The sequence below is a fragment of the Paenibacillus sp. genome, assembly GCF_031177825.1.
Lineage (GTDB): Bacteria > Bacillota > Bacilli > Paenibacillales > YIM-B00363 > Paenibacillus_AE.
Genome location: NZ_JAPSKE010000006.1, coordinates 290,880 through 311,195 on the forward strand (window position 1 = coordinate 290,880; position 20,316 = coordinate 311,195).

The window sequence follows — 20,316 nt, forward strand, 5'->3', positions numbered from 1 at the left end:
GGTTCGGGTGGACGACGAGAAACGAAGCAAACGTACGAAATCGGAACCGAATACGTCCCCGCCGCCGGCCGCCGAACCGAAGCCGAAGCGGAAACGCAAGGCCGCGAGCGCCGACGAGGGGGAGGCGAAGCCGAAGAGGAAAGCGGCGGCGGCGGCTGCGAAGCCCTCGATCACGCAGGCGGAGACGCTCGGCAAGAAGCGCGCGCGGAAGCCGAAGGCGGCCGCCGCGGCCGAGCTCGCCGCGAAGGATGGCGGGTCGCTGCGGTCCGTGCGGCTGTCCGACGCGGCGTTCGCGGGGAAGCTGCTCGGCAAGTACGGCTGGGCGATCGGCGCGCCGAAGGGACGGACGGCGATCGTGCATCGCGACGGCGCGACGGGAGCGATGCGACCGGCCTCGCGCAGTATGCACGTCGACATGCATATTCGCAATGTGCGGCCGCTGCTGCAGCTGTACGCGCGCGTGTTCGCGACGGTGCTTCCGCCGAAGCCGACGGGCGCGTCGCGCCGTGAAGGGGTGCGCCCCGCCGGAGCGACTCCCGAGGGGCGCGGCGGCGCGTCCGCCGCGAAGACGGCCGCTTCGACGCCGGCGATAGCCGCATCCGGTACGTTGCGCTTTGAATCGATATTAGGCGCCTCGACGCGGTCGGTGACCGAGGTAAGGCGGATCTGGGAGACGTTCCGGGTGACGACGACGTCGCTTCGGCGCATCGAGACGTTGCAGCGGACGGCGCTGTCCGCGCCGGGCCGGCTGACGTCGGTCGCCGCTCGCGGGCTGGTAGGACCGAGCGGCCGCAGGACCGTTCAGGACGCCCCGGCGCGGGATGCGAGTCGAGGCGGGGGCGTGGGCGGCGGCGAGGCGAGGGCTGCTCGCGAGGTCGTCGAAGGCGTCGTCGCGGACAGTCGGTCGAGCGTCGCGAGGCGAAAGCCTGCGGACGAGACGACGGGAGACGAATCGGTCGTCGCCCGCGTGAACGACGTCATCCGTCGAGAGCCGGTGCCGGCCGCGCTGCTGCGGTTGGTGCATGCGAAAGCGCAGGGCGGCGAGGCGGCGATGCGGCTGCGGGTTTCGCCGTTCCCGGCGAAACCGACGGCGACCGGATCGAACCGAGCGAGTGCCGAAGCGCCTCGAGCGGATGCCGCTTCGCAAGCGCCGATGTCCATGCCGATCGCGGCGATGCGGAGGACGAGCGCAGGTGCGCTTCCTCTCCGGCGGGCGGTTCGGCGTACGGAAGCATCCGCACCGGCGAAAGCCCATGAAGTCGTTTCGTCTTCCAAACCGGCCGCGCCGCGGGGACCGAACGATGAGGTCGCTCCGGCCGTCGTCGTTCCGCCGATCGTTACCGTGACGTCCGCCGGCGTTTCGCCGCTTCGTCCGGTATATCGGGTGGAGCGGAGAGGGCCGGAGGACGACGGATCTTCCGCACGAAGCTTCGAACGAAGCTCGCTGCAAGTAGTCATTCGGCATATGACGCGTCTCGTCTCGCATTCGTCGGCTTCGGAGCGGACGATTACGGTCGTTCGCCGCTTAATCGAACGAGCCGCCGGCCGGCCGAAGGCGATCGGGTCGGCGACGCCTTCGGGCGGAGACATTCGATCGGGATCGCCGCCGGGGGAGAACGGCGGGGCAGCAGTGCCGCCCGGCGTTACGCAACGGCAAGCGGATCGAGCCCCCGCTCGTTCGGCGAGCGTCGCCGGCGAACGAGCTTCGGCGCCGTCGATGGTTCCGCTCCGGGCGGGGCGGCTCGCCGCCCTCGTCGTCAGCGCCCGTACGACGGGCACGCGGTCGCCGGAAGCGATCGCCGCTCGCGAGGCGCGGCGGCCCGCTGCGAGCGCATCTGCCCGCGCGGCCGCGGTTGCGCCGCTGCAGCGCCGGGTCGCTGAAGGGAAGCCGCTTGCGGCATTGGTACCGGTTACGGCGACAGCGCTGGCTACAGCGCTTCAAGCAGTTCGAGGGAGCGGTCCGAAGCCGGTCGCGCTCATCGCACGCCTCATGACCGTCGTCGAGCGTCGCGGCTGGACTCCGGCAACGCGTGATCCCTATGCCGGAAGGGCGGCGGAAGCGCGTAGCTCGGAACAGGTTCCCGCCGCAAGGCACGGGGGCGAGACGGCAGTTCGCGTTGCCGGGACGCCGGCGCCGGTCGGTATGGTACAGCGCCGACCGATCGTTCTCGTGAGAGGCGGTATGGGGGCGGCTCGCGCCGTTCTCGCTAAGTCGACGCCATCGCCGGCGCAGCGGCAACCGCCGACGCCGCGAGGAGCGACGACGGTGCGGAAGGCGGCTAAGACGCCGCCGATGACGGGAGGCCGGGAGCGGCCGTCTCCGGCAAGCGTTGCCCCGACGAGCGCTCGAACGACGATGGACGTTCGAAGGTTCGCGGACCGGATTACGCAGCGGTTCCGGGATCGTTACACGGAACGGTTGACGGTCCGCTTCGCGGAACGCGCCGCCCAGGTCAAGGGGCGAAGCACCCCGATGACCTTCGTCGGCTCGGCGGCTGCATCGGATGGCGGCTCCCGCGCGTCGGCGAGACCCGCGCTGCAGACGGTACGCGCGACGTGGAGCCGACGCGAGCCGGAACGCGTCGCTGCGGAAGCGCGGCGCCGGAACGCGGACGCGACGTCGATGGCGGAGACGGCGCCGCATGCGCCAGCGGCAAGCGCGAGCGGACCTATTGCGGCCGGGCGGGGGATCGAGCGATCGCCGAGTGCTGCGACCGCAGGACGTTCGCCGATGCTGCATCGCTCGGCGCGACGCGCGACGCTGTTCGGCGGCGGCCCGTTCCAAGCGGCCGCCGCGGCTTCGCGCTTATCGCCGATGCAGCGCGCGCCGCAGACGCACCGCGCCGCCGCGGTCCGCGCGTCGGCGCCTGCGCGTCTAGCGCCGTCGGCGTCCGCCGCCGCCCGCGCAAGCGCGCCGCTGGCGCCATCGGCGCAGACGCACCGCGCCGTCGGCGAAGCGCCTGCACAACGCGCGGTTGCGCACCGCGCCGTCGGCGAAGCGCCTGCACAACGCGCGGTTGCGCACCGCGCCGCGCTCGTGCACCGCGCGTCGCCGCCGTCTTTCGCGGCGCGCCGCGGCATCGCGACGGTTCGATCCGGCGCGACGATCGGGCACGCGGTGACCGAATCGACGGTCGCCCCGGCGCAGCGGTACGTCCGCGACATCCGCCTCGACGTCGCCGCGAAGAACGGCGGCCGCGAACGGCCGACGCAAGACCCGGTCGTGCAGACGCTGCAAACCGCCGTCAAATCGGTCGAAGCGGAGCTGCAAAAGGCGAAAGAGCTATGGGCGAAGCCGAAGCTCGATATGAATCGGCTGTCGGATCAGCTCTACAAGGAGCTTAGCAAGCGAATCCGCTTCGACTCCCAGCGCCGGGGCTTGTAAACGCGCCGGAGGGTGCGAGGTCGTCGCACGGGGCGGATACGAACGATAGCCCGATAAGGGGAGGTGCGCGCATGGCGCTGCAGAAAGCGGCCATCATGGTCACGCGAGGCAACAACGCCACGGAGAAGATCGACGTGCTGTTCAATCCGACCGAATATTCGATCGAGACGAGCAACGAATTCAGCTGGGACACGGTGCCGGGCTTGTCGCAGCCGATCGCGTACTTCATCAGCGGCGCGGTGCCGACGCTGACGATGGATCTCTTTTTCGATACCTACGAAAAGGGCACCGACGTCCGCGCCCACACGCAGAAGGTCGCGAAGCTGCTCGACGTGGACAAGGACCTTCACGCCCCGCCGCTTTGCAAGTTCGTCTGGGGCTCGCTCCAGTTCAAGGGCGTCCTCGAGCAGGTTACGCAAAAATATACGATGTTCCTCGACTCCGGCATCCCGGTGCGCGCGACGCTCGGCGTCACGTTCAAGGCGGTCGCGAGCGTCAAGGAGCAATACCAAAACATCCCGCGGCAGTCGGCCGACCGGACGAAGCAGAAGACGGTGAAGCAAGGCGACCAGCTGTGGCGCATCGCCGCCGAGGAATACGAAAATCCGGGGCTGTGGCGCGAAATCGCGAAGGCGAATCGGATCGACGACCCGACGCGGCTCGAGCCGGGCTCCGTGCTGAAAATTCCGCGGCTGCACTAAGACGAATCCCGAAGCGAAGGAGGAGCGATCATGGCGGACGTCACGCTGTCGACCTCGAGCCATACCTACGACGACTTGGCGAAGAAATACGGCGACTTCCTGGCGCCGACCGCGAAGGTGAAGCTGAACGGCGCGGACGCGACGACGACCGGCATGGCGATCGCGAACGTGCGCGTGTCGACGTCGACGGCGATCGATACCGACACGGCGACGCTGACGATCGCGAACGCCTACGACGAGATCGAACGGGATTTCGCCTGGACCGACAAGTATGCGCTCGGCAGCACGATCGAGGTCGAGCTCGGCTACAAGGATCAGCTGACGACCGTCTTCTCCGGCTATATTACGGCCGTGAACTATTCGCTGCCGCGCGAAGGCACCCCGGTCGTCGTCGTGACGGGCATGGATTCCTCGATCAAGCTGATGCGGGGGCAAAAAATCGAAACGTGGCAAGACAAAAAAGTGTCCGACATCGCGAAGCAAATCGCCTCCGAGCACGGCCTCAGCGCCGAGGTGGACGATACGGGCACGAACATTCCGCTGCTCGCGCGAGGCCAGCAATCCGATTTTCAATTTTTGCAAAACATGGCGATCGCGCTCAATTACGAGTTCTTCATCGTCGGCAAGAAGCTGTACTTCCGCAAGCGGTTCAAAAACAAAACGCCGGTCATCACGCTGACCTACATGAAAAATCTGAACGAATTTTCGCTGGAGCATAACCTCTCCGAGCAAGTGAGCAAGGTCGAAGTGCACGCCTGGAACGCGAAAGAACAGAAGGAACTGAAAGGCACGGCGACCGAAATCGACAAATCGAACGGAAATACGAAAACGGGGATCAACCTGCTCCAGACGATGGGCGGCTCCAATTTCATCGAACATATATACGCGAACGTCTCCAGCCAAGAGGAGGCGAATACGCTCGCGAAGGCGATTTTGAACGGCCGCGCGTTAAAGCTGGTGTCGGGCGAAGGCGAAGTCGTCGGGCTTCCCGAGCTGCGGGCCGGCTTGTTCGTCAAGATCGAAGGCATCGGCCAGAAGCTGGACGCGGCGTATTACGTGTCGCGCGCGACGCACATTCTCGACGGCTCCGGTTACGTCACCCAATTCCAAGTCCAAGGGAACGTGGTCTAATGCTTTACGATTCTATGAATGCCGCCAACGCGCGCATCCTGCCGAAGATCGACGGCGTCGTCGTCGGGATCGTCACGAACAACAAAGACCCGGAAAACAAAGGGCGCGTCAAGGTCAAGATTCCGATGCTGACCCAGGAAACCGAGTCCGATTGGGTGCGGATCGCGCAGCCGATGGCCGGAAAGGAGAACGGCACGCTGATCATCCCCGAGGTGAACGACGAGGTGCTGTTGGCGTTCCAGCTGGGCGACATCTCGCAGCCGTTCGTCGTCGGCTCCCTCTGGAACGACAAGAACAAGCCGCCGGCGGGCAAGGACGACAAGAACAACGTCCGCAAGATCGTCTCCCGCGCCGGCCACGAACTGACGTTCAACGACAAGGCCGGCGACGAGAGCGTGTCGATCGTCACGAAGAAGGGCCTCAAGCTCGAGATGACGGACAAGGACGAGACGATCAAGCTGCAGGATAAACCCGGCGCGAACGCCATAACGATCAAGGGCGGCAGCTCGGGCGAAATCGAAATTAAGAGCGGCACGACGAAGGTGACGATCAACAACAAGGGCGACGCGACGGTGGAGAGCACGAAGAAGCTGACGCTGAAGTCGACGGAGATCGCGATCGAGGCGACCGCGAAGCTGAGCCTCAAGGGCGGCGCGATGGTCGATATCGCGTCGGACGGCATGTTGAATATTAAGGGCTCGATGGTGAAGATCAACTAGGTTTCGGAGCGAGGAGGCTGGAGGATGTCGAAGGCGTTTTTGGGAAAAGGATGGAAATTCCCGATCGAGGTGGACGAGGCGACCGGCCGCATCAAAATGTCGGAGCACGAGGACGACATCGCCGAGGCGATCCGGGTCATCATCTGGACGTCCCGGGGCGAGCGCATCATGCGGCCGACCTTCGGCTCCGGCATCGAGCGATTCCTGTTCGAGAGCACGGACGACATGACGCTGCGGCTCATCGAGTCCGAGCTCGAGGAGGCGGTGCGCGTCTGGGAGCCTCGCGTGCACAACGTCGAGGTGAAGGTCGTCCGCGACGCGCGGGACGCGGAGAAGCTGCTGATCCATGTGCTGTACGAAGTGCGCACGACGAACAACTTGTTCAACCAAGTGTATCCGTTCTATTTGCACGAGGGCGCTAATTAGGGGAGAGACGAATGGCCAATCAAAGCTCCGGAGGGGACCCGAGGGTCTTATCCCCGACCGTCGATCATCGCGACGCCGCCGCGCTCATCGAACAGATGAAGCGGCTGGCGCCATATTATACGCCGGAATGGCGGTTTCGGCCGGACGATCCGGATCCGGGCACCGCGCTGTTTCTCATGTTCGCGAAGCTGCTCGAGGGCAACATTCGCCGTCTGAATCAGGTGCCGTACAAGAGCTTCCTAACGTTCCTGAACCGGTTCGACGCCAAGCTGCTGCCGGCGCGTTCGTCGCTCGCTCAGGTCGTCTTCGAGCTGGCGGAAGGCGCGACGGAGCCGGTGTACGTCGAGCCGGGGACGCAGCTGACCGCGCCGCCGCCGCCGGGCGAGCTCGAACCGGTGCTGTTCGAGACGGTGGACGCGCTGCTCGTGTCGCCGGCGAAGCTGACCGATTGCTTGTCGATCAGTCCGAAGCGCGATCGCATCGTACGACTGCAGGAGGAAGCGAACGAGGACGAAGAGCGGACGTTCGCGAAGATCGAGACCGGGCCGGACGGCCGCGGCGTCGCGCTGTTCGGTCCGGAGGGGGCGAACCTGCAGGAGCACGTGTTTTATTTGAAGCACGACTTTCTCTTCCTGTTGAACAGTCCGACCTACATCGAGATGACGGTGAAAAATACGCGCAACGCGTACGCCGTGCCGGAGACGGTGCGGTACTTGTCCGATCGGAACGCGGTGGAATGGGAATATTTCAGCGGCGGCGAGTGGGTCGCGTTCGACCGCGTGTTCGGCAACGGCGCTCGCATTCGGCTGACGAAGCGGCGGCGGGCGCGAATCGATCGGACGACGCTGTTCGGCGAAGAGGGCTACTGGATCCGGTGCCGGGCGAGATCGCTCGACGAAGCGACGGGTACGCCGCAGCTCGCGAGCGTGCAGCTCGACATGCTCGACCTGAAGAGCGACTTCCTCGTCGCGAAGGAAGGGGACGGCATCGCGCCGGATCGGCTGTACTTCAACGACATTCAAGTCGAAGCGGACGAATGCCAGCCGTTCGGGGATTTCTTCGCGCCGTTCGGCGTGTTTTACATCGCGAACCGCGAGGCGTTCTCGAAGCGAGGCGCCAACGTGACGATGCAGTTCCAGTTGAATTTCCGGCAGAACCGGTTGCTGCCCGACCGCCCGCCGCAAATCAATTGGAAGCCGATCATGAAGCGGGCCGAGGTCGACAAGACGGAAATTCCGGATCCGGTGACGATCGCGAACGTCCAATGGGAGTATTGGAACGGCCGCGCTTGGGTGCGCCTGCAGGCGGAGGACGACGCGCAGCGCATCTTCCATCTGCCGTACGAAGGGACGGAACCGCGCGAGATCAGGTTCGTCGTACCGGAGGACCTCGAGGAGTCGGCGGTCAATTCGGAAGACAACTTTTGGATTCGCGGACGCATTCTTTCGGTACAGAACGCGTACAGCAACAACGCGGTATATTATTCGCCGACGATCAAGCGGCTGCGCTGCCGCTTCGAATATCCCGAACCGGTTTACCCGCCGCAGCGATTCACGATCCGTAACAATCTCGAGGTGCAGGAGCGCACCCTCGAGGCGCGGACCGGCGGCTTCGCGTTCCGGCCGTTCCTGAAGCTGGACGGGGGTCACCCGGCGCTCTGGCTCGGCTTCGACAAGCCGCCGGAGCGGGGGCCGATCCACCTGTATTGGTCGCTGCGGACGAAGCGGACGCTCGACCGGGACGTGCCCCCGATCGAATGGGAGTACCTCAAACGCAGCGGCGGCGGAGCCGTCTGGGCGCCGCTCGCGGCGGCGGACGATACGAACGGCTTCACGCGCAGCGGCACGGTCCAGTTCGTCGGACCGCGCGACTTCGCTTATCAATCCGCTTTCGGCGTAGAGCGGTATTGGATTCGCGCGGTGAACCGCGACGCGTCCCTCGACGCCGAGGAGCGAGCGGCGGACGCGCCGCGGGCGCTGCATGCGACGTTGAATTCGGCGCTCGCGAAGCAGCAGGAGACGCTGAAGAACGAGCTGCCGCAGCGCGTCGAGACGTACGATACGGTCGACGAGACGGTCCGCGTCGAATACGTCCTCTCCCGAACGCCGGTGCTCTCCGAAGAGGTGTGGGTCGACGAGACGGAGACGATGTCCGAGGAAGAGGCGAAGAAGCTCGAGGAGGAAGGCGTCGCGACCGACATCGTGCGCGATACGGCGGGCGACATGATACGCTGCTGGGTCAAGTACGCGGCCGTGCCTCACTTCGTGTTGTCCGGTCCTCGCGATCGGCATTATGCGCTCGATCGGGCGTCCGGCAGGCTGTCGTTCGGCAACGGGCAGCAAGGGAAGCTGCCGTCGAAGCTGACGGAGGACTCGGTCCGCGTGACGTACGCGACCGGCGGAGGCCGCCGCGGCAACGTCCCGGCGGGAGCGATCGCGTCGATCCGCGCTTCCATCGCGTACATCGACGCCGTGCGCAATCCGGAGCCGGCCGCGGGCGGCTGCGACTCCGGGACGGTGGAGGAAGCCATACGCCGAGGACCGAAGCTGTTCACCCACCGGCACCGAGCGGTGACGGCGGAGGACTTCGAATGGCTGACGCGGGAGGCGCACCCGAACGTAGCAAGGGTGAAGTGCCTGCCGAACGTGAACGTGAAGCTCGAGAAGGAGCCCGGCGCGATCTCGATCGTCGTCCTGCCGAAGTCGGGCTCCTTTAGCGGACCGTTCTTCCAAGAGCTGAAGCGCCATGTGGAGAAGGAGCTGATCCGACGGGCCGCCGCGAACGTCGCGTTCCCGGGCGCCATCCAGGTGATGGATCCGGCCGTGCTCGAGATCGGCGTCCAGGCGACGCTGTGGGTGCGATCGATGGAAGACGTCGTACCGGTGGAGCGGGAAGCGGTGAAGCGGCTGAACCGCTTCCTCGATCCGCTGACCGGGGGCGCCGACGGCGCCGGCTGGGACATCGGGCAAATCGTGCACCGATCGATGTTCTACGCGCTGCTCAAGGCGGTCGGACCGGTGCTGCACATCCCGCAAATTTCGCTATCCGTCATGAAGTCGGAGAACGGCGAACGCGTCGAGTGGAACCCGGAGCGCATCGAGGACGTGCCTCACGGCATCGTCGTTCCGGGCGAGCACCGCATTCTCGTCGAAATCGGCAAGTAGCGTTACGGCAATCGAAACAGGTTACGTAGGGGAGGGGAATCGCAGGCATGCTGCCGTTACCGAATTTGGACGACCGCACGTTCGAGCAGCTGGTGCGGGAAGCCCGAGACTTGATCCCGGGCATCTTCTCGGAGTGGACCGACGAAAACACGCACGACCCCGGGATTACGCTGCTCGAGATGCTCGCTTGGCATCTCGAGGTGCAGCAGTACCGATTGGACCGGTTGACGACGAACCACGAGCGCAAGTTCTTGAAGCTGCTCGGCGAGGCGCCGCTCCCGCGCATGCCGGCGCGTTCGTCGGTCGTCTTCTCCGGCGCGGGCCGGGCGCTCAAGCTGCCCGTCGGCACGGTGCTGCGCGCCGGGGATACGCCGTACGAGACGGAGCGGCCGTTGACGGTCGTACCGGCGGACGGCGTCCGGCTGTCGGTCACGACCGCGTCCGGCCGCCGCGAGGTGTCGGCGGGGGATGAGAACGGGCATGCGCCGTTTTATCCGTTCGGTCAGGACGGCGAGGTCGGCGCCCGGTTCTCGATTCGGTTCCGGGAGCCGTTGCCGGCGAACGAACCGCTGTCGCTCTGGATCGAGCTGGCGTTCGACGGCGGCCTCGAGGCGAAGCGCATACCGCCGAACGAAGCCTCGTTCGCGCCGTCCGGCACGGTCGAGTGGACGTACTGGGCGGAGGCGGAAGACGGCACGGCGTCATGGGCGCCGCTCCCGCTCGAGCTGGACGAGACGTACGCGTTCCATCAGAGCGGCTCGGTCCGATTTCTCCTGCCGGCGGCGACCCGCCGCTTATCCGTGCGGATGACCGGCGGCGCGTACGACCGGGTTCCGCGCGTCCGGAAGCTGCATGTGAACGAGACGTCGGCGGCGCAAGGCTTCTCGCACGCCGTCGTGGAGACGTTCGACGGCGCCGGGTCGCCGGGCCTCGCGCTGAAGCCGCGGCACGCCCTGTTTTCGCGCGGCGTCATTCAGGCGCAGACGCGCGGCGGCGCGGACGGCGGGTGGGTCGACTGGGAGGAGGTCGAGACGTGGCCGGAAGGTCCGCGCCGGGCGTTCCGGACGTCGCGGGACGACGGTACGGGGGAAGTGACCGTTGCGTTCGGCGACGGCGTTCGCGGCGCGATTCCGCCGGAAGGCGTCGGCGCGATCCGCTTGATCGCCGTCTCGCCGGAGCTGTACGGGCGCGCCGCCTGCGGCGTCGGCACAGGCATTTCCGGCCAGCGGGTCAAGCTGCCGATCGCTCCGGCGCTGCCGGACGCGCTGCACGTGCAGGTCGGCTGGGTGCCGGAAGGCGCGTCCGCGACGGTGTGGCACGATTGGCGCCGGGTCGACGACTTCGACCGCTCGCGCCCGGACAGCCGCCACTACGCGCTGGACGACGCCGAGGGCGAGCTTCGGTTTTCGGACGGCGAGCGCGGCGCGGTGCCGCCGGCGTCCGGCTTCCCGAACATCCGCGTCATCGGACTGCGGGTCGGCGGCGGCGCGATCGGCAACGTGAAGGAAGGACAGATCCGATTCGCGGACGACCCGACAGTAGCCGAGTCGATCACCATCGAGAACGTCCGCCCGGCGGAAGGCGGCGCGGAGCCGGAGACGACGGGCGAAGCGCTGCGCCGCGTGCAGCGCGGCGTGCTTACGCCGGACTGCGGCGTGACCGAAGACGACATCGAGCGGCTCGTGCTGGCCATCCCGGGCATCGCCGTCTCTCGCGTGAAGGCGATCCCCGGCTTCCGGCCGGGGATCAGGGACTACCCGGAGGAGCGAACGCTCGGCGACGTGACGGTCGTCGTGGAGCCGAGGTCTCGCCGCGAAGCGGCGAAGCCGAGCGCGGGCTTCCTTCAGACGGTGCGCAACTACTTGGAGCCGTATCGGCTGCTGACGACGAAGTTCCATGTCGTGCCGCCGGAATACGTAAAGGTGAGCGTCCGCGCGATCGTCGTGGTCGACCCTCGATACGAGGCGAAGGAGCGCCGGGTGCATGAGGCGATCGACCGTTGGTTCGCGCGCTGGGACTTCGGACGCTCCGTGTATAAGGGCGACGTCTACGACGCGATTCACAGCGTGCCCGGCGTCGTCTACATCCAAGACGTGTGGTTGATGGCGGACGGCAAGGACGTGTTCAAGGAGGAAGGCGGCGACGTCCGCATTCCGCCGAACGGCCTCGTCGTCAGCGGCGCGCACGAGATCGAGTTGCTGTCATCCGGAAGATAGGGAGGAGGAGTCCTGGTGAGCGAAGCGCGATATTTCTCGCTGCGCGGGATAGCCGCATGGCGGCGCGGCGTTCGGATGCATCTGACGGCCGACGACGAAGGCCTCACGATCGTGCGTCAGGACGTCTACCGTCCGGCGCGCCGCGACGAGGCGGACCATCCGCGCATCGTCCGTCCCGTGGCGGACGCCGCCGCGGACGCGAGCGGGCGATGGTTTCTGTTGGACGGCGCGGCCGGCGTCTGGAAAGCCGACATGGTCAGCGGTCATACCGAGTCGCTTCTGCCGCCCGGCCACGGCTGGTTCGGAAGCGGCGCGTCGGTCGCGGTCCTGAGCGATATGTGGGCCGCCGCGGATCCGGAGAGCAGCCCGACGCTGGCGCTGCTGTCGTCGGATAACGCCCAGGTGCTCTGGGCGAAGTCCGATTGGGGCGGCAAGCCGTTCCGCGCGCATGCCGTCGCGGCGGACGGAGCCGACCGGACCGTCGTCATGGCCGTCGTCGAAGAAGACGCGGGTCCCGTCCTCAAGCTGCTGCGATTCGAGCCGTCGGGCGAGCCGGCCGGGGAACTCGACGTCGACCTCGACGTTCGTTCGGCGGCAGAGGGCGAGGGCGACGCTCCTCCCGCCCTCCGGCCGCGGCGCTTCGAGCTGTCGCTCGGGGGCGGCGGCGCCGGCTGGCTGCTCGATCGCGACGCCTCCGCCGCGCTGCCGTTCGACTTCGACGCTGCGGAACGGCCGGCGTTCGCGCCGCTGCCCGAGGCGGCGACGCCCGCGGCCGCGATCCTGGCCGCGCCGGACGGCGGCGCCTGGCTGATCCGCCAAGTCGAAGCGAGCGGCGGCCGCGCGCTCTTGCGCCTCGGCCGCGACGGGCGGGCGGAGCCGATCGGCGAAGCGGGTCCCGGCGGCGCGGACCGGCTGCAGGCCGGCCAAGGCGGCCGGATGTACGTCTGGGACAACGAGGAAGCGGTCGTCACGACGCTGCGGGCGAAGCCCGAGACGGCGATATGGGAGCCGTTCCGCCGGCGCATGGGCGTCTGGATCGGCGGCGCGCTCGACAGCACGTCCACCGAGACGGAGTGGCACAAGATCGTCGTCGACGCGGTCGGCGAGCCGGATACGCAGGTCCGGGTGCGCTATTACGCTTCGGATCGGAAGGCGGCCGTCGTCGGCGGGCAGCTGGTTCCGGATCTCGATCGGTACGTCGCCGATCCCGCGATCGAACCGGACGTCAAGCTGGCGGCGCTGCGGGAGCTCTGGTCGGAGCCGATCGTCGATCCGAAGGATGCGCTTCTATTTAGGGCCAAGGGCCGATATTTATGGTTATATATCGAGCTGATCGGTTCGGAGGCGAACGCGCCGACGATGCGGGGGGTGCAGGTGCATTTTCCGAGACAATCGTACGTGAACGACCTTCCCGCGCTGTATCAGCAAGATCGCAAAAGCAAGGATTTCCTGGAACGGTTCCTCGGCTTATTCCAGACGATGCTCGAAGAGACGGATGCCGGCATCGCGGGCGTGCCGCGGTCGTTCGATCCCGAGGCGTCCTCGGGTCCGTCGCTCCGCTGGCTGCTGACGTGGATCGGGCTCCGGGAGGACGACCATTGGACGGACGAACAGCTGCGCAAGCTGCTCAAGGCCGCTCCGCGCATCTATAAGCTGCGAGGCACGCGGTACGCGCTGGAGACGTTGATCGAAATTTACACGGGCGAGAAGCCGATCCTTATGGAATACGATCAGCTGCGTACGCTGAAGGAGCACTCGGAGCTCGGCGAGGTGGCCGAGAAGCTGTACGTCACCGACCCGCACGGGTTCAACGTCTTGGTGAAGCCCGAGCACGCGGATTCCGAAACGAAGCGGGCTACGCTGCAGCACTTGATCGACAGCTGCAAGCCGGCGTTCGCGACCGCGAGGCTCATCGTCCTGCAGCCTTGGGTGTACATGGATTTGCACTCCTACCTCGGACTCAACACGGTATTGTCGGAGCCTACGCTGCTCACGCTCGACGGGCGCTCTTCGATGCCGCACCATACGATCACAATCGACGTCGGCCAAGACAACCGGGTGGATCAGCACACGCGGCTGGAGCTCGATTCGCGGTTGGAATAACCAAAGGAAAGAAGGAATCAGCGAATGAACAAGTCGAGATACGTGCCATTCGAGCGCAACCGGTATTTCTACGGCAAGCTGTTGACCGTACGGGATTTCGTATCGGAGCAGACGTACGTCTCCGACAAGCGGAGGCTGACCAACCGACTCTTGTTCGGCAGCGGCGTCGTGGCGGGGTTGCAGGTGGTGGCGGTCGACGAGAAGTCGGTCTCCGTGGAAACCGGGGTCGCGCTCGACCAGCTCGGCCGCGAGATCGTCGTGCCGTCGCCGGTGACGCTGAAGCTGTCGATGCTCGAGGGCTTTACGAACAACGAATACGCGAAGAACGTCTACCTGTGCGTCGGCTATGACGAGAAGGGCAAGGAGCCTGTCCATTCCGTCGCCGGCGCGTCGGGCCGCACCGAGGAAGTGAGCGAGCACAACCGCATCATGGAAGGCTACCGACTGTTCGTCCGCGAGGAAGCGCCGCCCCCTACGGCGTTCGAGTACAGCGATCTGGTCGAGGAGACGAGCGTGTGGTACCAGGACGCGCAGGTGCGCGTGCTGCAGACGGTACCGCGGTACGTGACGCCCGGCGAGACGTTCGAGATGAAAATTCGGATCGAGAAGACGCTGCAGACGCCGCATGTCGAGTTCGAATATACCCCCGATTGGACCGGGGTCGAAGCCGCGGACAGCCTCCTTGAGGAAAATGGCGGCCGCATCGTCTTCTCCGAGCCGACGGACGGCGGGAAAGCGTCGTATACGGCCGTCGCGACGCTGCGCGCCTTGCCCTTGCCGGAAGGCGAAGCGTCGATGCGCGCCTCGCTGCGTTCGCGCCGCGGCACCGCCCGGCTCGTCATCGGCGAGCGGCTCGTCACGGAGCTGTCCGACGTGAGGCAGTCGGTCGAGGTGGCGGAGGAGTCCGCGTCGGCTCGCATGTTGCGAGCCTTCCACGAACGGTCGCTCGACCGCGCGATCGACGCGCCTTCGGAGCCTTGCGTTTACTTGGCCAAGGTAAACCTGCTGCAGATGGGACCGACGTACGTCATCGACAGCGTCGAGCGGATGCCGTTCGACGAATACGTCATCAATCCGTCGATGCTGTACCGCATCGTCGGCAGCAAGGGCGGCACGGAGGAAATCATTCGCACCGTGCGCGAGGCGGCGGCCTCCGTTCTGCCGGCCCTGAACGCGCCGATTCCGTTCCCGGCGCCGCAGGCGGCGGAAAAACCGTACGAGGACGAGGAAGAAGAAGAGGCGCCGCCGGAGAAGCTGCACGATACGGGCATCGTCGAAATTTCGATCATTCCTCCCAAGAAGCTGAAGTGGTGGCATCGCAAGCAGCGGGATTTCTACTCGGAGGAACTCGAGCACGCGCTCGGCGAAGGCTCCGTTCGGTTCGAGACGGCGCTCTCGGACGAGAAGGAAGAGCTGGCGCTTCCCGAGATGTGGGACCGCCGCGACGCCGTATACTTCGGAGCGACCGAAGTGTTCGCGAAGAGCGAATACGATTCGGGCCTCCCCCGCGTGTCGATCGCTACGATCTCCTATCCGAAGAAGGGCACGTTCCGCATCGGCGTCCGCGTGCTGCAGAAGACCGATCGGACGCGTCTGCGCATCCGATGGTGGGCGACGAAGCAGCCGCAGGAGGAAGGCGCGGCGTTCGGGTCCGCCTTCGGCGTCTTCGACGAAGCGGCGAACGCCAAAGAGGCCGCGGCGGCGAAGAGCTGACGCCCGACCTTATTTTCGACAGGTTCGATTGAACCGGCGAGCGCTCGCGGCGTACGTCGGTTTTGTCGTATCGTCTCACCAAACAGGAACGTACAATTCGAAGCCTATATCCCGAACCGCCGGGCCGGTGGTACGACGCGATCGCTTCGCCTTGCGCGGAAGGGTTGACGGCGCGCTTCCGCGATATCGCCGCATCGAAGTCGGAGCTGCAAGGGAGCCTGGACGAATACCGCTCGCTCTTCGGGGCGATGCCGCGGGGCGGTCGTCTCGCCGCCGAGCTCGCTCGGGCCGGCGCGGAAGCGGTTGCGACGTTCGCCGACCAGGGGGAAGGCATTCTTCCTGACGCGCTCGCGCGGATCGGTCAGCCGTTCTTTACGACGAAGGATAAGGGAACGGGACTCGGTCTCGCCGTCGGCATGACGATTCTCGAGAGCCACCGGGGCGCCGCGACGTTCGAAAGCGAGCTCGGCCGCGGCACGACCGTTACCGCTCGGCTGCCGCTCCTTCCAGCTTCGCATGGATGAACGGGTGACTTTCGAGCTGACGCTGTCTCTCCGGAGACTGGGTCCCCTTGTACGCCCAGACTTCGCCCTCCTTCTCCCAACGCTCTATGGAGCGTTCGTAAGGAGCATCTTCGTCGGCGCGGAAGCCGACGCCGGCCGTCACGACGCCCGGCAGCTTGTCGCTTACCCAATAGACTCGTTTTAACATCGCTACATCGCGCCTCCTAACGTGCTTAGAGAGGAATGGACAGATATTCAATTTGTATGAGACAGGAGCGATTCGCATGCGGTTTTTCTCGTTGACGACTTGGAGCTTGCATCGAAATCTCGGCCCGCTGCGCTGGACGCGCTGGGACGGCGCCGGAGCGGGGCATTACACGGAGACGCAGGAGCAGCCGGAGCTGCTGTCGCTGCTCGAGCTGCCGGCCGCGCTGGCGGAGAAGGGATACGGAGCGGCGAACGTCTGCCACTTCCATATCCCGGACCCGGGCGAGGAGTACGCGCGTCGGCTTCGCGGGTCGTTCGAGGCGGCGGGCGTTCGGTTGTTCACGCTGCTGCTCGATTACGGCGATATTTCGTCCGCCGACGACGCTCGGCGCAAGGCCGACTTGGCTTGGTTGAAGCGTTGGATCGACTTCGCCGCCGCCGCCGGGGCCGAGCGCGTGCGCGTCGTCGCGGGCGAATCGGCGCCGGACGACGCTCGCGCGTTGGCGCGGTCCGCGGAAGGATTGCGCGAGCTGTGCGATTACGCGCAGCCGCAAGGCGTGCGGGTCGTGACGGAAAACTTCCGCCCGCTTACGTCGACGGCGGACAACTGCTTGGCGCTGCTCGCGGCTTGCGGGGATCGGCTCGGTCTGATCGCGGACTTCGGCAACTTCGGCGGTCCGGAGAAGCTGGAGGAGCTTGGCCGCATCGTGCCGCGCGCCGAAGAAATTCACGCGAAGGCGAAGACGGACGCGGAAGGGATCCCGGACGCGGACGAGCTGCGCAGCTGCCTCGACCTCGTGCGCGACGCCCGCTTCGCGGGACCGATCACGCTCGTGTACGACGGTCCGGGCGACATGTGGGCGGGCATCGAGCGCGTCCGGGCGATCGTCGAGTCGTACGTCGCGGATTAGACGGTATTTTCTATCTCTTCTAGCGGGAAACACCTCCCTCTATTTCGTTCCGAAACCGGCCGTTCGGCCGATTCGGGCTCGATAGTAGAGGGAGGTTTTTCTTATAAACGGCGGATTTGTCGAAGGGGGATTTTAGATACAGTGAGAGGGTTTCCGTCTACCGACGGAGCTCGAGCCACACGGGGGGCGCGTCGACGTCGCGGATGTACGCGGCGGCGCCGGCGCCGCGGGCGGTCGACGTCCAGACGTCGGCGGGATATCTCGGTCGTCCCGCCGCGCGCACCCAGGTCAACCGCTTCGCGGAGGCGACGTACATGGGGTGGAAGTCGCCGTTCCCCTCGGGCGGTCTCGTGAGCCGCTGGGCGCTCCCGGTTTTCAGGTCCAACGCATATAACGACGGCTCCGCGTTCGGAACCGGGCCTTCGTCCCAGGAAAGCTCCGGCGCCCTCGACACGACGACGAGGTCGGGGCGCAGCCAGGCGAAGCCGAGATCCATGACGCCCGGCGGCGTGTACGACGGCGCGATCGACGAAGGGGCGTCCTTATACTCAAAGCGCTTGTTCGACACCTCGAACCGTCCTTCTCCGTCGATGTAGCCGAGTCGGCTTCTTCCGGGAGCCCAGCCGTACCAGTCTTCGCGCGACAGCATCTTGCCGACGGCGAAGAAACGCGCTCCGTCCGCGGACAGCAGGCACAGCGTATTGCTGTCCATCGACCACGAGGCGGTCGGCTCGGCGACGAAGGCGACCCACCGGCCGTCCGGCGACCAACGGAACGGGCTGACCGAGACGGCCAGAAACCGTTCCGTCGGACCTGGCAGCGTAATGAGCGGCTTCGTCTCGCCGTCGACCCCGCGGATGCGAACGGCGTACAACGTAAGCGGCTTCCACTCGTCGCCCTCGCGCATCGGGAGCGACGCCGCGAGCAGGCCGCGGTCGTCCGGCAGCCAGCCGAATCGGCCGACGCCGTCCGCGCGCCGGATCGGCCGCGAGGGGAGACCGTTCTCCCCGCTCATGTTCACCGTGTACACCCCGCCGTCCATCCGATACGCCAGCTTCGCTTCGCGATGCGCCCAAGCCGATTCCCCGCATCCGCCGCACAGCTTCGTCTCCTTCCCGTCCTTCACCCGGTATACCCATATTTCATCGCTCGGTTCCTGCGTCTCGTACGCGAGCCACCGTCCGTCGCCGGACCAAGCGACCGCGCGGACGGGGGCGGAGCGATCGGCGAGCAAGCGTTCCTTGCGCCCCTCCTTCAGCCAGAGGTCGCCTTCCCGAATGAAGGCGCCTTTCAATTCCGGCGGTCGTTCAAGTTCTTTCGCTCGGGCGACGCTGCCGCTTCCGCTTCCGGCCAACAGGGTCGCCGCGACGAACAAGCCGATCCATCTCCGCATCGTTCGCACCCCTTTGGTTTAAGCTTCCTGCTTTCCCAGCGGATTATGTGCGGAGTCAAGGGAAGAAATCCGCTGCCGGCTGTCGGAAGGGGGCGGAACACGAAACAAACCGTCGACGACGTCGACGGTTTGCGCGGCGAAGCTTTATACGGTTTTCCGAACGGTGCCGGAGACGGGCTTGCCGCCTGAGGCGATCTGAATCGTGAACGTCGTGCCGTTCCATTGGTAGATGCGCTCGTCGTCGGCGTCGACCGAGAACGGGCCGATCGACGGTTCTTGCGCCGCCAGCTCGGCCAATCTCGCCGCCGCGCGGTCGAGCGCGTCGCCCGAGAGCAGGCGCACTTCGCTGACGCCGTTCGTGCCGTCCTCGAGCGTCGACAAGACGAAGGTCAGCCGAAGATCCGGATAAGCAAGAAGCAAATCCGCGTTCGGCGCCGGTTGTTCGGGGACGAAGACGGGCTCTTCCGAAGCTTCCTCGCTCGCGTCGCTTTCCGTAGCCGGGTCCGGCGAAGCCTCAGGCGCTTCCGGTATCGCCGGCGCTCCGCCTTCGATGTCGAACGTCGTCGGGGGACCGCCCAACAGCTCCTCGAGACGGGCGGCCGTCGCGCCGAGGAACGCCGCGTAATCGGGTTCGTTGTCCTTGAACATGCCTTGGAACGCGACCGTGCCGTCCGGCCGCAGCCACGCGCCCGGCCCGTTCATGCGTCCGTTCGCGAACTTGCCGCGGTATTCGACGGTGCCGAGCGAGCCGTACCGTTCCCCGTCGCCATGGAACTTGCCCGCCAGGAACGAGCCGACGTACGCCGGCATGCCGTTCGTCGCGAACAATTGGCCCGCGCCGCTGTATTCGCCCGCCGCGAAGGCGCCCTCGTACTGCTTGCCGCCGTTCGGATAATACATGACGCCCTGTCCGGTCGGCAGGCCGTTGCTGAACATGCCTTCGTAGCGGACGACCCCGCCGACGGTCAGCAGCTTGCCGGCGCCGTTATATTTGCCCGCGAGGAACGCGCCTTGATAACGGATGTTGCCTGCGCTGTCGTATTCGGTGCCTTCGCCCGCGTACACGCCGTTCGCGAAGGCGCCTTCGTATAGCAGAACGCCGGTTTCGTCGAACAGACGTCCCTGACCGCTCGGCATGCCCGCCTGGAACTCGCCTTGGTACCGTACGGCGCCGTTCGGGTAATAACTTGCGCCTTGTCCCGAGTACATGCCCGCCGCGAACGACCCGGCGTACAGGAGGACGCCTTCGCTGTCGTAGGCGCTGCCTTGGAGCAGTTGCCCCTTTTCGAACGTGCCTTCCTGCAGTACCGAACCGTCGGGCTCGAACAGCTTGCCCGGTCCCTGATACAGCCCCTCGGCCAATTCGCCCTCGAAGAGGAGCGTGCCGTCGGCGGCGTACAGCTTCGCCGCGCCGGTGTACGCCGCCGCGGTGCCGTCTTGGGCGACGGTGACCGCGGGCTTGCGCGCGAGGAGCTTGTTCACGAACTTCGGCGGCTTGATGAAAATGAGAAAATATAACGCCAAAATAACGATGATCACGATGACGATCAGCTTCTTGGAGACGTAATAGTTGCCGATCGGCACGTAGCTCGCCTTCGTGATTTCCTTCTGCCCCAAAATCTCCTTGAACTTCCTCTTCAGCCATTTGACCAGAAGCTTCGGCCAGCTTTTGGCCCGCTTCATCGGCATCAGAATCTTCTTTTGGATCGGGGTGATGAACGGTTTGACGATTTTCTCGATCACG

Annotated in this window: 14 protein-coding genes; 11 read left to right on the forward strand and 3 right to left on the reverse strand. The window is 66.0% G+C overall.

Annotated features, from left to right (window positions below; genetic code table 11):
• Positions 1-7: 7 nt before the first annotated feature.
• The 10 genes from RIN49_RS10040 to RIN49_RS10085 all read left to right on the forward strand — a co-directional run bounded on the left by RIN49_RS10040 (position 8) and on the right by RIN49_RS10085 (position 16,082).
• Positions 8-3,385, forward strand: coding sequence for a hypothetical protein (locus tag RIN49_RS10040; protein WP_309120037.1), 3,378 nt, complete (start codon positions 8-10; stop codon positions 3,383-3,385).
• Positions 3,386-3,456: 71 nt separating this feature from the next.
• Entirely contained in the window at positions 3,457-4,086 is a 630-nt protein-coding gene (locus RIN49_RS10045) for a CIS tube protein (RefSeq protein ID WP_309120038.1), read from the forward strand.
• A gap of 30 nt (positions 4,087-4,116) precedes the next feature.
• Entirely contained in the window at positions 4,117-5,217 is a 1,101-nt protein-coding gene (locus tag RIN49_RS10050; protein ID WP_309120039.1) for a phage late control D family protein, read from the forward strand.
• Positions 5,217-5,936: a phage baseplate assembly protein V gene (locus RIN49_RS10055; protein ID WP_309120040.1), complete on the forward strand. Its 720-nt coding sequence runs from the start codon at positions 5,217-5,219 to the stop codon at positions 5,934-5,936. Before RIN49_RS10050 ends, RIN49_RS10055 begins: the two co-directional genes overlap by 1 nt.
• 24 nt (positions 5,937-5,960) lie before the next feature.
• Positions 5,961-6,362 carry a GPW/gp25 family protein gene (locus RIN49_RS10060; RefSeq protein WP_309120041.1) on the forward strand — a complete coding sequence of 134 codons (402 nt, stop codon included), beginning with the start codon at positions 5,961-5,963 and terminating at the stop codon, positions 6,360-6,362.
• An 11-nt stretch (positions 6,363-6,373) separates the two neighbouring features.
• Positions 6,374-9,526: a putative baseplate assembly protein gene (locus RIN49_RS10065; RefSeq protein ID WP_309120042.1), complete on the forward strand. Its 3,153-nt coding sequence runs from the start codon at positions 6,374-6,376 to the stop codon at positions 9,524-9,526.
• 47 nt (positions 9,527-9,573) lie between these two features.
• Positions 9,574-11,742: a putative baseplate assembly protein gene (locus tag RIN49_RS10070; RefSeq protein WP_309120043.1), complete on the forward strand. Its 2,169-nt coding sequence runs from the start codon at positions 9,574-9,576 to the stop codon at positions 11,740-11,742.
• A gap of 15 nt (positions 11,743-11,757) precedes the next feature.
• Positions 11,758-13,845, forward strand: a complete 2,088-nt coding sequence (locus tag RIN49_RS10075) for a phage tail protein (protein WP_309120044.1) — start codon at positions 11,758-11,760, stop codon at positions 13,843-13,845.
• Positions 13,846-13,869: 24 nt separating this feature from the next.
• Positions 13,870-15,558: a hypothetical protein gene (locus tag RIN49_RS10080; RefSeq protein WP_309120045.1), complete on the forward strand. Its 1,689-nt coding sequence runs from the start codon at positions 13,870-13,872 to the stop codon at positions 15,556-15,558.
• 62 nt (positions 15,559-15,620) lie between these two features.
• A complete protein-coding gene (locus RIN49_RS10085) occupies positions 15,621-16,082 on the forward strand; it encodes an ATP-binding protein (RefSeq protein WP_309120046.1) in 462 nt (153 codons plus the stop codon).
• Here the strand turns inward: RIN49_RS10085 and RIN49_RS10090 are convergent.
• On the reverse strand, positions 16,042-16,269 hold the full coding sequence (locus tag RIN49_RS10090; protein WP_309120047.1) for a hypothetical protein: 228 nt from the start codon (positions 16,267-16,269) through the stop codon (positions 16,042-16,044). The genes RIN49_RS10085 and RIN49_RS10090 overlap by 41 nt on opposite strands.
• 76 nt (positions 16,270-16,345) lie before the next feature.
• Here RIN49_RS10090 and RIN49_RS10095 point away from each other — a divergent pair, with 76 nt between their 5' ends.
• Positions 16,346-17,179: a sugar phosphate isomerase/epimerase family protein gene (locus tag RIN49_RS10095; protein WP_309120048.1), complete on the forward strand. Its 834-nt coding sequence runs from the start codon at positions 16,346-16,348 to the stop codon at positions 17,177-17,179.
• Between the two features lie 157 nt (positions 17,180-17,336).
• Here the strand turns inward: RIN49_RS10095 and RIN49_RS10100 are convergent, their stop codons facing one another.
• Positions 17,337-18,572 (reverse strand): TolB family protein, encoded by a 1,236-nt coding sequence (locus RIN49_RS10100; RefSeq protein ID WP_309120049.1) that lies wholly within the window; start codon positions 18,570-18,572, stop codon positions 17,337-17,339.
• A 144-nt stretch (positions 18,573-18,716) separates the two neighbouring features.
• Positions 18,717-20,315, reverse strand: coding sequence for an MORN repeat-containing protein (locus tag RIN49_RS10105; RefSeq protein ID WP_309120050.1), 1,599 nt, complete (start codon positions 20,313-20,315; stop codon positions 18,717-18,719).
• Between the last annotated feature and the right edge of the window lies 1 nt (position 20,316).